Here is a 12,413-nt window from a genome sequence, read left to right as displayed (position 1 = left end):
GACAGCGTTCCGCGCCTGCCGTTAGGTTCGCTTGAACTATTAGGAAACCTTCCTAATGATTTCCCCGACGCCCCTCGGAGGAAGTTCATGATCCACACGCTCCTGGCCGGCGCACTGCTGGCCGCTTCCACCCTCCTACCCGTGAGCGCTCAGGCCGACGACACCCCGGTCGGCCGCAACGGGCAGTTGCATGTCTGCGGCACCAAGCTCTGCAACGAGCGCAACGAACCTGTCCAGTTGCGCGGCATGAGCACCCACGGCCTGCAGTGGTACGCCAACTGCGTCAAGACCGCGTCCCTGGACGCGCTCGCGAACGACTGGAAAGCCGACATCCTGCGCATCTCGATGTACGTGCAGGAGGACGGTTACGAGACCGACCCGGAGAAGTTCACCAACCTGGTGAACAACTACATCGAAGAGGCGACCCGGCGCGGTATGTACGCGCTGGTCGACTGGCACCAGCTCGACCCGGGCGACCCGAACGCGAACCTGGGCCTGGCGAAGACGTTCTTCACCGAGATCGCCGAACGGCACAAGGACAAGAAGAACATCATCTACGACATCGCCAACGAGCCGAACGGCGTCAGCTGGGCCGGCATCAAGTCGTACGCCGAGCAGATGGTGCCGGTGATCCGGGCCAAGGACCCCGACGGCGTGATCTTCGTCGGCACCCACGGCTGGGCGTCGCTCGGCGTCTCCGACGGCGGCAGCGAGGCCGACGTCATCAACAACCCCGTGAACGCGACGAACCTGATGTACACGTTCCACTTCTACGCCGCGTCGCACAAACAGGAGTACTTCGACGCGCTGTCCCGCGCCGCGGACCGGATCCCGTTGTTCGTCACGGAGTTCGGCACCCAGACGTACACCGGTGACGGCGGCAACGACTTCACCTGGTCGCAGAAGTACCTGGACTTCCTGGAGAGCAAGCAGATCGGCTGGACCAACTGGAACTTCTCCGACGACTTCCGTTCCGGCGCGGTCTTCAAGGAAGGCACCTGCGCCGGTAACGATTTCGCCGGTACGTCGGTACTCAAGCCGGCCGGTGTGTGGATCCGCGATCACATCCGCAACCGCACCGCCGCCACCGAAACCACCGATGTCAGCACGTCCGCGGAGCTCAAGGACGCGCTGACGAACGCCAAGCCCGGCGACACCATCAAGCTCGCCGACGGCACCTACACCGGCAACTTCAAGACCACGGTCGACGGCACATCCTCGGCGCCGATCACGCTGACCGGCTCCGCGAACGCCGTACTGAAGGCCGGTGGCGGGTACGGCCTGCACCTGAACGGCGCGTCGTACTGGAACGTCCGCGGGATCACCGTCACCGGCGGGCAGAAGGGCATCATGATCGACAGCGCCACCCGCGTCACGATCGACGGCGTGACCGTGCACGGGCTGGACATGGAGGGCGTGCACTTCCGGAACAGCTCGACGTACGGCGTGATCAAGAACTCGCGGATCTACGACACCGGCAACGACGGTCGCGGGATGGGCGAGGGCGTGTACGTCGGCAGCGCCGGCGGCACCTCGGACAAGTCCGACCACGTGCAGATCCTCGGCAACACGATCGGCCCGGACGTCGGCGGCGAGGCGGTCGACCTCAAGGAGGGCACGACCGGCGGGCTCGTGTCCGGTAACAGCTTCGACGGGCGCGGTCTCACCGGCGCGAACTACGACGACAGCTGGATCGATGTCAAAGGCAACAACTATGTGATCGAGAACAACACCGGCAAGAACACCACGAACAACGGGTACGAGACGCACACCCAGCAGTCCGGCTGGGGCTGCGGGACGGTGTTCCGCGGCAACAAGTCCGACCTGACCGGCGCGACCGGGAGCGGCCGGTACGCGTTCAACATCACCAACTACAACGCCTCCAGCTGCAAGGTGACGATCGACCGCAGCAACACGATGACCGGCGGGAAGGCCCTCACCAACCCAGGCATCCCGGTTACCTGAAACTCATGTGACCTTCGTGGTCCCGGCCCGGCTGACCCGCCCCGTCAGCCGGGCCGACCAACCTTCGAAGTTTGTCCTCGGTCTCGTCGTCCGCGGCGGTGTACACCGTAGCCCGGAGCGGCCCGAGCTGCGACAGCCACAGGTTGATCGGCTCGATCCGCAGCAGGCCGTAGCCGTCGATCTCGAGCATCTTCGTCCGGGTGCTCGGCGCCGCGACGTCGTACCGCTCCCAGAGCTCCGCGAAGTACGTCGAACTGCCGAGCAGGCCCTGGATCAGGTCCTGCCACAGCGCGTCCCCGAGGTGATCGGCCGACGCCGCGCGGAACGACGCAACCATGTGGTGCTTGGTCATCTCGGCGTCGACGAAACTGCACTTCCACCCGTCGGAGACGAAGTTCAGCCAGAGCATGTTCCGCTCCTCGACCGGCACCGTGTCGAGGTCGAGCACCACCCGGCAGTACGCCTCGTTGAAGGCGAGGATGTCGTACCGCTCGTTCAGGACGACCGCCGGGTACGGCGTGACCGCGTCGAGCGTCTTCTGCACCGACGGAGGCAGCGCCGAGCACACGCCCTGCGCCGGACCGAACCGCAGCCCGGCCAGCCGGAACAGGTGACTGCGCTCCTGCCGGTCGAACCGCAACGCCGACGCGATCGCGTCCAGCACCTGAGCGGACACGTTGATGTCACGGCCCTGCTCCAGCCACGTGTACCAGGTGACGCCCACTCCCGCGAGTAGCGCGACCTCCTCGCGCCGCAGCCCCGGCGTACGGCGCCGGCCGCCCGGAGCGAACCCGACCTCGTCCGGGCGGATGCGCTCGCGCCTGCTCCGCAGGAACACTCCGAGCTCGCGGCGCCGGGCCGTCGCCGTAGTGTCGGTGGCAGCTGGGACAGTGGTCATGGTTCCATCATGGACACCGGCGCAACCGGGTGCCAGGTGCTGCGAGTAATAGGATAAGCAGGCTCTCACCACCAGGCTCCGAGCGCGCGCAGGCTGGACCTCATGACAGACCAGCTCCAGGCTGCCACCACCCCGGTCACCGCTCGGCCGCAGGCCGCCGCGGTGCCGCTCAAGCCGGTGGCGCTCACGACTCTCATCTTCGGCGCCTTCCTGCCGATGCTCTCCTTCTTCGTCATCAACGTCGCCCTGCCCGCGATCGGCTCCGACCTGCGCGCCACCTCCGGCGAGCTCCAGCTCGTCGTCGGCAGCTACGGGATCGCCGTGGCGACCTTGCTGGTGGTCGGCGGTCGCCTCGGCGACACGTTCGGCCGCAAGCGCCTCTTCCTGATCGGCCTGATCGGCTTCACCGTGATGTCGCTCATCTGCGCCATCGCCCCGACCATCGGCGTACTACTCGTCGCCCGGGTCGTCCAAGGCGCTGCAGGTGCCGCCGTCACCCCACAGGTGCTGGCGACGATCACCAGCCTCCTGACGGGCCAGCACCGCGCCCGAGCGATGGCCATGTACGGCGTGGCCGGCGGAGCAGCTGCAGCGTTCGGCCAGATCCTCGGTGGCGTACTCGTCGAGGCGAACGTGTTCGACCTCGGCTGGCGCGCGGTGTTCCTCGTCAACGTACCGGTCGGCCTTTTGGGCGTGGCTGCGGCGATCCGGCTGATCCCGGAAACCAAGGCAGACAAGGCACAGCGCGTCGACCTCGTTGGAGCCGCTCTGCTCGCTCTGACGCTGGTCCTCCTGCTCCTGCCGCTCACGGAGGGCCGGCCACTCGGCTGGCCGCTTTGGACGTGGCTGTGCCTGGCAGCAACGATTCCGGCCGTGGTGCTGCTCGGTGTGCACCAGCACCGAGCTGAGCGGTCCGGTGCGGCTCCGCTGATTCCACCGACCGTGCTGCGGCTGAAGGCGATGCGCATCGGCCTCCTGCTCGCAGTGGCGTTCTTCACCACGTTCGGCGGCTTCATGTTCGTCTTCGCGCTCGCCACCCAGGGTGAGGCGCGCATGTCTCCGCTGGAAGGCGGTCTGAGCCTTCTGCCGATGGCCGTCGGCTTCTTGATCACCTCGATCTACGGCCCGCGGCTGCAGGTCCGGTACGGCGCGGGACTCATCGTCCGCGGCTGGATCATCCAGGGCGTCGGGTACGCCGTACTCGCGGCCGTCGCCCTCACCCTGTGGCCGGACGTGAGCCCGTTGAAGCTCGCCGTACCGATGTTGATCGCCGGCTTCGGCTCAGGCCTCGTCATGGTGCCGCTGATGGGCGTAGTGCTCAGCCAGGTCCCGCCTGCTCAAGCAGGTCTGGGCAGCGGCATCCTGCTCACCAGCCAGCAGACGTGCCTGGCGTTGGGGGCCGCCACGGTCGGTACGGCGTACCTGGCTCTGGCCGGTACCTCCTGGGACCAGGGCGGCGCACTAGCCGCCGTAGCGCTCGCGATCACCGCAATCTCGTTGCTGATGACGCCGGTCACGCACCAGTTGCGGACCAGTGGGAAGGGCGCGTAACCGCCTTCGGAAGCCTGGTGGCGTGGTCGCCCCGAGCGGCGTTGATCTGGGACTGGGTGAGGAACAGGGCGCCCGTCAGGTCAGCGCCGCTCAGGTCGGCGTCGCGGAGGTCGGCGCCGATCAGGTCCGCTTGGCGGAGGTCTGCGCCGGTGAGGTCGGCACCGATCAGGTAGGCGCCGCGCAGGTTGGCTTTCGCGAGGTCGGCCTGGTGCAGGCGCGCACCGATGAGGTCGGCGCCGCGGCGTTCCTTCTTCTTCGGTTGCTTGCCGCGGACGAGCTGGCTGGTCCGTAGTAGCAGCTCGTTGACGACGGCCCGCTCCGCCGCCACGTCGACGGTCGTGAGGTCCGCCGTACGGCTCACGACCTCCACTCGATCGATCGCCGGTTGCAGATCCTTGTTGTATTCAAGGGCTTCGGTGAGATACCAGAGCAGTTCGTGCAGCTGCCGGAGGATCGGGAGCGCGGCGAACATCTCCGGCCCGCGCTTCGACAGCTCCTGGCCGGCGCCGAAGCAGTCGTACACGGTGCAGCCCGGGAAGCCCTTGGAGCGGAGTTGGCTGTGGACCGTGCAGCGGTGATCGTCGCTCAGATTCGGGCAGGGTTCACCGGCAGGCTTGTCGATCGCGAAATCCGCCGACCGCGCGAACGTCAGGACGACACAGCAGAGGCCGACGCAGCTACCGCAGTCGGCCTGCAGGTCAGTTCTGTTCGGCAACCGTCTGGCCGGTGCGGCGCCAGCGGATGCCGGCCTCGATGAACTCGTCGATCTCACCGTCGAACACACCTGAGGTGTTCCCCGACTCGAACTGCGTCCGCAGGTCCTTCACCATCTGGTACGGGTGCAGGACGTACGAGCGCATCTGGTCGCCCCACGAGCCCTGCACGTCCCCGCGCAGCGCGTCGATCTGGGCCCGCTCCTCGGCCTTCTTCAGCGCGAGCAGCTTGGCCTTCAGGATGACCATCGCACTGGCCTTGTTCTGCAGCTGGGACTTCTCGTTCTGGCAGGAGACCACGGTGCCGGTCGGGATGTGCGTGATCCGGACGGCGGAGTCGGTCGTGTTGACGCTCTGGCCACCCGGACCGGACGACCGGTACACGTCGATCCGCAGCTCTTCTTCCGGTACGTCGATCTCGTCGGTCTGCTCGAGCACCGGAACCACCTCGACCGCGGCGAACGAGGTCTGCCGGCGGCCCTGGTTGTCGAACGGCGAGATCCGCACCAGCCGGTGCGTCCCGGACTCCACGCTCAGCGTGCCGTACGCGTACGGCGCCTTGACCGCGAACGTCGTCGACTTGATCCCGGCCTCTTCGGCGTACGACGTGTCGTAGACGTCGGTCGGGTACCCGTGCCGCTCGGCGTAGCGCAGGTACATCCGCTGGAGCATCTCGGCGAAGTCCGCGGCGTCCACACCGCCCGCGCCGGAGCGGATCGTCACCAGCGCCTCGCGCTCGTCGTACTCGCCGGACAGCAGCGTGCGGACCTCGAGGGACTGGATCGCCTTGGCGACCGACCCCAGCTCCTTCTCGGCCTCGGCCAGGCTGTCCGAGTCGTTCTCCTCGCGGCCCAGCTCGACCAGCGCGCCGACGTCGTCGAGGCGGCCGCGCAGGTTCGTCACCCGCTCGACATCGGCCTGCAGGCTGGACAGCCGCGACGTCACCTTCTGCGCGTTCGCCTGGTCGTCCCAGAGATCGGGCGCAGCGACCTGCTCGCCGAGCTCGTCGATCTCCTTGCGCATCGCAGGAAGATCGAGCACTTTCTCGATCGAGGTCATCGTCGCGTCGAGCTGCTTCAGCTCCGCGTCAAAATCCAGTCCAGCCACAACTAAGCAGCTTAGCTCAGGCGAGCCCGCGACGAAGAACGGCGAAGACCTGGCCGATCGCCTGCTCCAGCGCTGCCTGCGCGTTTTCGAGTTCGTCGGGTGATGCGTCGTCGGGCAGCGCGCTCATCAACTGCTCCTCGAGGACCTTCTGCGCGGCGGCGTACAAGGCTGCGATCAGGCGGTTCCGCAGGTGATCGGGCGATCGCTCGTCGAGTGCCTCGGTGAGGGATTTCTCGAGTTCGTCGGCGGTCAGCCGGCGCCGGGCGAGGAGCGCGGGACTGCTCTCGATCGTGCGCACGAACTGCTTCCAGGTCTTGAGGTGCCCGACTTCGAGCCTCTCCCGGGTCCCTTTGAGGTACTCCGCCTCCAGCACATCGACCGGATCCGCCTTGGGCGGCGCCTCACGGATCGCCCGCGCCGGCCCCGTCCACCACCCGGGCTCGTCGAAGAACAGGTCCTCCTTCGCCGGGAAGTGGTTGAACACCGTCTGTACGGCGACATCCGCCGCCCGCGCCACCTCGGCGACGGTGACCGCGTCGAAGCCGCGCTCGAGGAACAGCGTGGTGGCCACGTCCGAGATGGCCTGCCGCGTCTGCTGCTTCTTGCGTTCCCGCCGCCCGAGCTCCATTGCACCGACCCTAGCGGATCTGCTTTACTGATTCCATTGTTGTAGTCACTCTAATTTTGGAGCACATCCAATGACTGTTCTCGTCACCGGCGGTCGCGGCGCGATCGCCCGCGCCGTCACCGCCGGCCTGATCGCCGCCGGACAGGACGTCCGCGTCGCCAGCCGCGAACCCTCCGCCCTCCCGTCGGCCGTCGCGTACGACCCTTCGGACCCCGCACCGGCCTTGCGCGACATCAGCCAGGTGTTCCTGTACTCCGCCCCGTCGACAGCGTCCGCTTTCGTGGCCGCGGCCGAGGCCGCCGGCGTGAAGCAGGTCGTCCTGCTCTCGTCGCTGTCCGCACTGGGTGGTCCCGAGGATCCCCATGCGAAGACCGAGCACGTGGTCGCCGACGCGTCGTACGCAACGACCCGGCTGCAGCCCGGCGCGTTCATGAGCAACGCGAAGTACTGGGCCCACCAAGTCCGCGCGATCGGTCAGATCCGGCTGCCCTACCTGGAGGCCGAGGAAGCGCCGATCCACGAGCAGGACATCGCAGACGCGGCCGTGCGGGTGCTGCTCGACGGTCCGGGCAACGGGCACGACGGTCGCGGGTACCCGCTGACCGGACCGGAGTCGATGACGCGCCGGCACCAGATCGGGCTGATCACCGAGGTCACCGGCGTACCGATCGAGGCCGTCGACCTCACTCCCGACCAGGCCCGCGCCGAGATGGGGATGCGCGACGAAGGGCAGCGCGAGACCCTGCTGGCCTACTGGGCGTCGCGCGTCGGTACGCCGGCCGCCATCGAGCCCGGCGTCGAACTCCTCACCGGCCACACCGCCCGAACCTTCACCACCTGGCTCACCGACAATCCCGGCCTCTTCACCTGACGATGCCAGTCAGCGGATCGGGACGATGGCGGCGGCCTCGGAGGCGACGTCGGCCGTGCCCGGGAAGCCGGGCGGCTGGAACGGGAGGTCGGCGGTGGAGCTGAGCCGCACCGTCACCGTCGTACCCTCGACATCCACCGACCAGTCGAGGTTGTCGAACCTGTTGCCCGCGGCAACATCGTCGAGATAGTCCGCGGTCAGCCGCCGCGCCTGGTCGGGATCGATCACCGCGTTGCCGCCTGCGCCGGGCTGGGCGTACACCGCGGCGAGACCGTTCGCGGCCGCGAGGACAGCGCCGTCCGCGGTCGCGTCGAGATCACGGCGGACCAGGAACGCCTTCGAGATATCGGTGACCACGACAACCATCAGCAGGATCACCACGGTGAACCCGACGATCAGCACGGTCATCTGCCCCTCTTCGCCCCGCCTCCGCCGGGTCATCCGGTGCCCTTCGCCTGGCGGTAGTCGCCGAACGCCTCGGTGTGCGCGGAACTGATCCGGATCGCCGGCGGCTCGCCACCGAGCGCGTCCGGGATCAGGGGCAGCCGGACCTTCGTCTCCAAGGTGACCGTGACCGTCGACCCCGGCTGCAGACAGGCCGGATCGCAACTGATCGTGAGCTCGTCCGGGCTGAGCTCCATCCCCTGGTCCTTCATCGCCAGCTCCGCGGCCTCGAACGCGCGCGCCCGCGCCTCGTCCTCGGACACCCCGTCCGGCACGATCACGAACGCCCTCCCGGCCGCCCGGGTCGCCGCGGTCGCGCCGTACGACGCTCGCTGGACGTCGAACACGCCCAGCATCATGTACACCAACGGAACCATCAGCAGGATCGCCAGCCAGGAGAACTCGACGACCGCGCTCCCGCGTTCGTCCCGGCGGCGCCTCACTCGCCGGTCTCCTTCACCGCATGTCCCTCGACGGTGAACGCGATCCCCGGTCCCCACAGCCCGAGCGGCGGCATGTGCGCGTGCACGGCCACCTCGACGCCGGGCTGCCCGTCGACGTCGATCTCCTCCGCCGACACGGAGTCGATGAGGCCGTCCGTCACGGCGCCGCTGATCAGCTCCCGCGTGCGTGCCGCACCGTCGGCCGGCTCCCGGTTGAGCACCGCCGCGTAGTGCGCACCTTCGGAGGCCGCGGCCGTCACCGTGTTGCGCACGTACAGGAACAGGCCGACCTGGAGGATGCCGAGGAACAACGGCACCAGGATCGTCGAGACCAGCACGAAGTCGACGACCGCCGACCCCCGCTCGCCGCGGGACCGGCGCATTACTTGTTGGTGACCGACGACAACGCGTTCTTCAGCATGATCGCGAGCTGGTCGCCGGCCAGCTGCCAGATCGCGACGACCAGGCCGGCCGTCATCACGGTGATCAGCACCCAGCCGGGTACGTCGCCGCGTTCCTTCCGCGCCGGACGTGGCTTCAGCAGCAACATCAGGAACAGCCTCGTCAGGTATAGGGACATGACCTCTCCTCGATTCATCCGGCGATCAGCCGGATTCCGACAGCGCCCGGGTAGAAGGCGAACGCGATGGTCACCGGAAGGACCAGGAAGATCACCGGGACCATCATCGCGACCTCGCGCCGGGCGCCGGACTCGATCAGTTCGCGGCGTCCGGCTTCCCGGATGTCGCCAGCCTGCGCCCGCAGTACGTCGGCCAGCGGCGTTCCGCGCTCGAGCGCAACCGCCAGCCCGTCCGCGAAGCGCGAGAGCGCCAGCAACCCGGTGCGGTCCGCGAGCGCGTCGAGCGCGCGGACCAATGTCTCTCCTGCCCTGGTCTCCGCCAGGACGCGTTTCAGTTCGTTGGCCAGCTCGCCGCGGGACGACCGCGCGACACGGTCGAGGGCAGCGGCCGGACCTTCACCGGCCGCGACCGACAACGCGAGCAGCTCGGCAACGGTCGGGAGCTCCGCCAGCAGGCGCCGCTCACGTCGCCGTACCTGCGCCGTGAGGTACGTGTCGCGACCGAGGAGCGCGGTGATCCCGAGCACCAGACAGAACACCAGCAGCGCCACCGGGTCCCCGAGGCCGACCGCGACGGCGACGACCGAGATCACGATCCCCGCGCCGAAGCCGATCGCTCCCCAGAGCAGCTGCTCGATCCGGAACTCCTCGACCGACCGGTCCAGCCCGGCCCGCTGCAGACGCCGGCGGATCGTGTTCGCGCCGCCGAGGATCCGCTCCAGCCGAAGTGCGGCGGACCGCAGCGACGGACCGAACAACCGCAGGATCGCGTAGAACGGCGACCGCGAGTCGATCACGCCGACGAACACGTCCGGCGCACCGAGATCCCGCAGGTACGGCGAGATCCGCTCGTCCACCGTCGGCTTGCGCAGGAACGGCAACCGCAGGACGACGATCAGCAGCCCGGCGCCGAGCACCCCGCCGAGGAAACCACCGAGCAGCATCGGGCTCATCGCAGCACCCGCTCGGGCTCGGGCAGCCGGCCGATCCGCAGCATCACCCGGTACGCGATCACGCAGATCACGGCGCCCACGGCGATGATCAGCGCGCCGACCGGCGTGTTGTACCGCTGGATGACGTCGCCCTGGAAGGACAGCATCAGCAGCACCAGCCACGGCGCCGCGACCGCGACCCGGGCACCGTTGACCGACCACGACTGCCGGGACTCGAGCTCGGACCGGGTGCGCGCGTCGTCGCGCAGGAACGACGACAGCGACCGGAGCAACCGGCCGAGGTCGCCGCCGCCGACCTCGCGCGCGATCCGCAGCGCTTCGACGACGCGATCGCCGACCGGGTCGGCCAGCCGCGCCTTCAGGCGGTCGAGCGACTCGGCGAACCGGCCGGTCGATGCGTAGTCCGCACCGAAGCGCCGGAACGGCTCACGCAACGGCAACGGCCCGCGCTCGCCCACCTGAGCCAGCGCCTCCGACAACGACAGCCCCGCGCGGACCGCCGAGGCGATGTTGTCCACCACGTCCGGCCACAGCTCACGGAACTCGGCCAGCCGCTTCCGGGCCCGCGACCGCACCAGCGCGATCGGCAGCCAGCCGGCCATCAGCGCGAACACCACACCGATCGGCAACGTCCTGGACACCGCGAACATCAGCAGGAACGTGACCAGCGCCATGATCACGCAGGCGCCGATGAACGCCCCCGGCGTCAGCCCTTCGATCCCCGCGCTCGCGAGCAGGTCCCGGCTCTTGCCGCGCAGCCGCCCGTCCGCGCCGGGCACGGCCTCCGCCGGCGCCACGAACGCCGCGATGACGAGCAACAGGCCGACACCGAAGAACAGCCCGATCACGAGCCCCATCAGCTCGCCGCCCCGCGCGGCAACTCGGTGAGCAGCCCGGCCACGTTGTACCCGGCCTGCTGGAACCGCTCCGGATGCGGCAGCTGTCCCTCGGCGCGCCGCAGGTACCCGTCGTGGGTGCTGAACAGAGTCTCGGTCTCGATCGCCTGCTCCTCCAGCCGCCCGGTCACGGCAACGATCTCGCGCACCCGCCGGCGCCCGTCCGCCGCGATCCCGAGATGGATGACGAGATCGACACAGCCGGCCACCGTCGGCAGCACGAACCGGGAGCCGATGTTCTCACCGGCCAGCAGCGGCAGCGTGCACATCTTGGTCAGCGCCTCACGCGCCGAGTTCGCATGGATCGTGCACATACCGGGCAGGCCGCTGTTCAGCGCGAGCAGCAGGTCGAGGCATTCCTCGCCGCGGACCTCGCCGACGATCACCCGGGACGGCCGCATCCGCAGCGACTCCTTCACCAGGTCGCGCAGCCGCACCTCACCGGTGCCTTCGAGACCGGCCTGCCGGGTCTGCATCGACACCCAGTCGGGGATCGGGAGCTTGATCTCGAAGACCTCTTCGCAGCTGATCACGCGCTCGCTGCCCGGGATCGAACCGGCCAGCGCGTTCAGCATCGTGGTCTTGCCGGCCTGCGTGCCGCCGGAGACCAGCACATTGAGGCCGACGGCAACGGACGCCTCGAGCACCGCGGCCGCGTGCGGCGTCAGCGAGCCGAGCTGCACCAGGTCGGTCAGCCGGGTCGCGCGGACGGTGAACTTGCGGATGTTGATCGCCGCATACCGTTGGGTGATGCCGCCGAGGACGATGTGGACGCGGCTTCCGTCGGGCAGCCGGGCATCGGTGAACGGCTGCGACACGTCGATCCGGCGGCCGGTGGTCTTCAGCATCCGCTCGACCAGGTCGCTGACCTCTTCCTCGGTCAGCACGGTTGTGGTCAGCTCGTGCCGGCCCTCGCGGGCGATGAACACCCGGCTCGGCTCGTTGATCCAGATCTCCTCGACGGACGGGTCGTCCAGGTACCGCTGCAGCGGCCCGAACCCGGCGACCCGGTCGTGGACCTCGCGGCTGACCGCCTCCAGGTCGCCGATCGGCGGCACCACACCGCTCAGACTGCGCTCGTCGTACTCCCGGACGACGGTGGCGACGATCGAGTTCACGGCGCCCGGGTCCCGGAGCGGGTCGATACCTTCGCGGCGTACCACGTCGCGGACCTGCGCGTCGATCAGCTCGATGGCACCGCCCCAGCCCGAGCGGTGCGCGTCGAGCCTGTCCGCAGTCATCGATCTCCCCGTGTGAGTCCCGTCCGGCGACCACGCTCGGTCACCATGCGGGACCATCCTTTCAACCGTGGGGCATCCGGCGCCACCTGCGTCTGCTGCCCTGTGGACAACCGTGACATGCCG

General features: G+C 68.7%; 14 protein-coding genes. 3 read left to right on the top strand and 11 right to left on the bottom strand.

What is annotated here, in order from left to right; genetic code table 11:
- Positions 1 to 87: 87 nt before the first annotated feature.
- Complete coding sequence (locus E0H92_RS24420; protein ID WP_131497835.1) at positions 88 to 1,965, top strand: cellulase family glycosylhydrolase; 1,878 nt, start codon at positions 88 to 90, stop codon at positions 1,963 to 1,965.
- Here E0H92_RS24420 and E0H92_RS24415 read toward each other — a convergent pair.
- Positions 1,958 to 2,863 carry a helix-turn-helix transcriptional regulator gene (locus E0H92_RS24415; RefSeq protein ID WP_131497834.1) on the bottom strand — a complete coding sequence of 302 codons (906 nt, stop codon included), beginning with the start codon at positions 2,861 to 2,863 and terminating at the stop codon, positions 1,958 to 1,960. The two genes, E0H92_RS24420 and E0H92_RS24415, sit on opposite strands and share 8 nt — an antisense overlap.
- A gap of 102 nt (positions 2,864 to 2,965) precedes the next feature.
- On the opposite strand from E0H92_RS24415, the gene E0H92_RS24410 reads away from it, so the two are divergent.
- The gene (locus E0H92_RS24410; protein ID WP_131497833.1) at positions 2,966 to 4,414 is read left to right on the top strand and encodes an MFS transporter; all 1,449 of its coding nucleotides are present in this window, start codon (positions 2,966 to 2,968) and stop codon (positions 4,412 to 4,414) included.
- On the opposite strand, the gene E0H92_RS24405 is transcribed toward E0H92_RS24410, so the two are convergent.
- The 3 genes from E0H92_RS24405 to E0H92_RS24395 are packed head-to-tail and all read right to left on the bottom strand — an operon-like array spanning position 4,377 to position 6,862.
- Positions 4,377 to 5,129: a pentapeptide repeat-containing protein gene (locus tag E0H92_RS24405; RefSeq protein WP_131497832.1), complete on the bottom strand. Its 753-nt coding sequence runs from the start codon at positions 5,127 to 5,129 to the stop codon at positions 4,377 to 4,379. The genes E0H92_RS24410 and E0H92_RS24405 overlap by 38 nt on opposite strands.
- A complete protein-coding gene (prfB, locus tag E0H92_RS24400; RefSeq protein ID WP_131497831.1) occupies positions 5,113 to 6,234 on the bottom strand; it encodes a peptide chain release factor 2 in 1,122 nt (373 codons plus the stop codon). Before prfB ends, E0H92_RS24405 begins: the two co-directional genes overlap by 17 nt.
- A gap of 16 nt (positions 6,235 to 6,250) precedes the next feature.
- Positions 6,251 to 6,862, bottom strand: coding sequence for a TetR/AcrR family transcriptional regulator (locus tag E0H92_RS24395; RefSeq protein ID WP_131497830.1), 612 nt, complete (start codon positions 6,860 to 6,862; stop codon positions 6,251 to 6,253).
- A 70-nt stretch (positions 6,863 to 6,932) separates the two neighbouring features.
- On the opposite strand from E0H92_RS24395, the gene E0H92_RS24390 reads away from it, so the two are divergent.
- A complete protein-coding gene (locus E0H92_RS24390; RefSeq protein ID WP_131497829.1) occupies positions 6,933 to 7,733 on the top strand; it encodes a Rossmann-fold NAD(P)-binding domain-containing protein in 801 nt (266 codons plus the stop codon).
- 9 nt (positions 7,734 to 7,742) lie between these two features.
- On the opposite strand, the gene E0H92_RS24385 is transcribed toward E0H92_RS24390, so the two are convergent.
- From E0H92_RS24385 to E0H92_RS24355, 7 genes are read right to left on the bottom strand one after another with little or no spacing between them, the layout of a single operon-like run.
- Positions 7,743 to 8,141, bottom strand: coding sequence for a pilus assembly protein TadG-related protein (locus E0H92_RS24385; protein WP_131497828.1), 399 nt, complete (start codon positions 8,139 to 8,141; stop codon positions 7,743 to 7,745).
- Positions 8,142 to 8,170: 29 nt separating this feature from the next.
- Positions 8,171 to 8,620 carry a TadE/TadG family type IV pilus assembly protein gene (locus tag E0H92_RS24380; RefSeq protein ID WP_131460007.1) on the bottom strand — a complete coding sequence of 150 codons (450 nt, stop codon included), beginning with the start codon at positions 8,618 to 8,620 and terminating at the stop codon, positions 8,171 to 8,173.
- Entirely contained in the window at positions 8,617 to 9,003 is a 387-nt protein-coding gene (locus tag E0H92_RS24375; protein ID WP_131497827.1) for a TadE family protein, read from the bottom strand. Before E0H92_RS24375 ends, E0H92_RS24380 begins: the two co-directional genes overlap by 4 nt.
- Positions 9,003 to 9,200 carry a hypothetical protein gene (locus tag E0H92_RS24370; RefSeq protein WP_131497826.1) on the bottom strand — a complete coding sequence of 66 codons (198 nt, stop codon included), beginning with the start codon at positions 9,198 to 9,200 and terminating at the stop codon, positions 9,003 to 9,005. Before E0H92_RS24370 ends, E0H92_RS24375 begins: the two co-directional genes overlap by 1 nt.
- A 14-nt stretch (positions 9,201 to 9,214) precedes the next feature.
- Positions 9,215 to 10,153, bottom strand: coding sequence for a type II secretion system F family protein (locus E0H92_RS24365; protein WP_131460010.1), 939 nt, complete (start codon positions 10,151 to 10,153; stop codon positions 9,215 to 9,217).
- A complete protein-coding gene (locus tag E0H92_RS24360; RefSeq protein ID WP_131460011.1) occupies positions 10,150 to 11,010 on the bottom strand; it encodes a type II secretion system F family protein in 861 nt (286 codons plus the stop codon). The genes E0H92_RS24365 and E0H92_RS24360 overlap by 4 nt, the downstream gene beginning before the upstream one ends.
- Positions 11,010 to 12,290 carry a TadA family conjugal transfer-associated ATPase gene (locus E0H92_RS24355; protein WP_131460012.1) on the bottom strand — a complete coding sequence of 427 codons (1,281 nt, stop codon included), beginning with the start codon at positions 12,288 to 12,290 and terminating at the stop codon, positions 11,010 to 11,012. The genes E0H92_RS24360 and E0H92_RS24355 overlap by 1 nt, the downstream gene beginning before the upstream one ends.
- Positions 12,291 to 12,413: the final 123 nt, after the last annotated feature.

This window comes from Kribbella speibonae (assembly GCF_004331375.1).
Classification (GTDB): Bacteria; Actinomycetota; Actinomycetes; order Propionibacteriales; family Kribbellaceae; genus Kribbella; species Kribbella sindirgiensis.
This window is presented reverse-complemented; position numbering and strand designations above follow the sequence as displayed.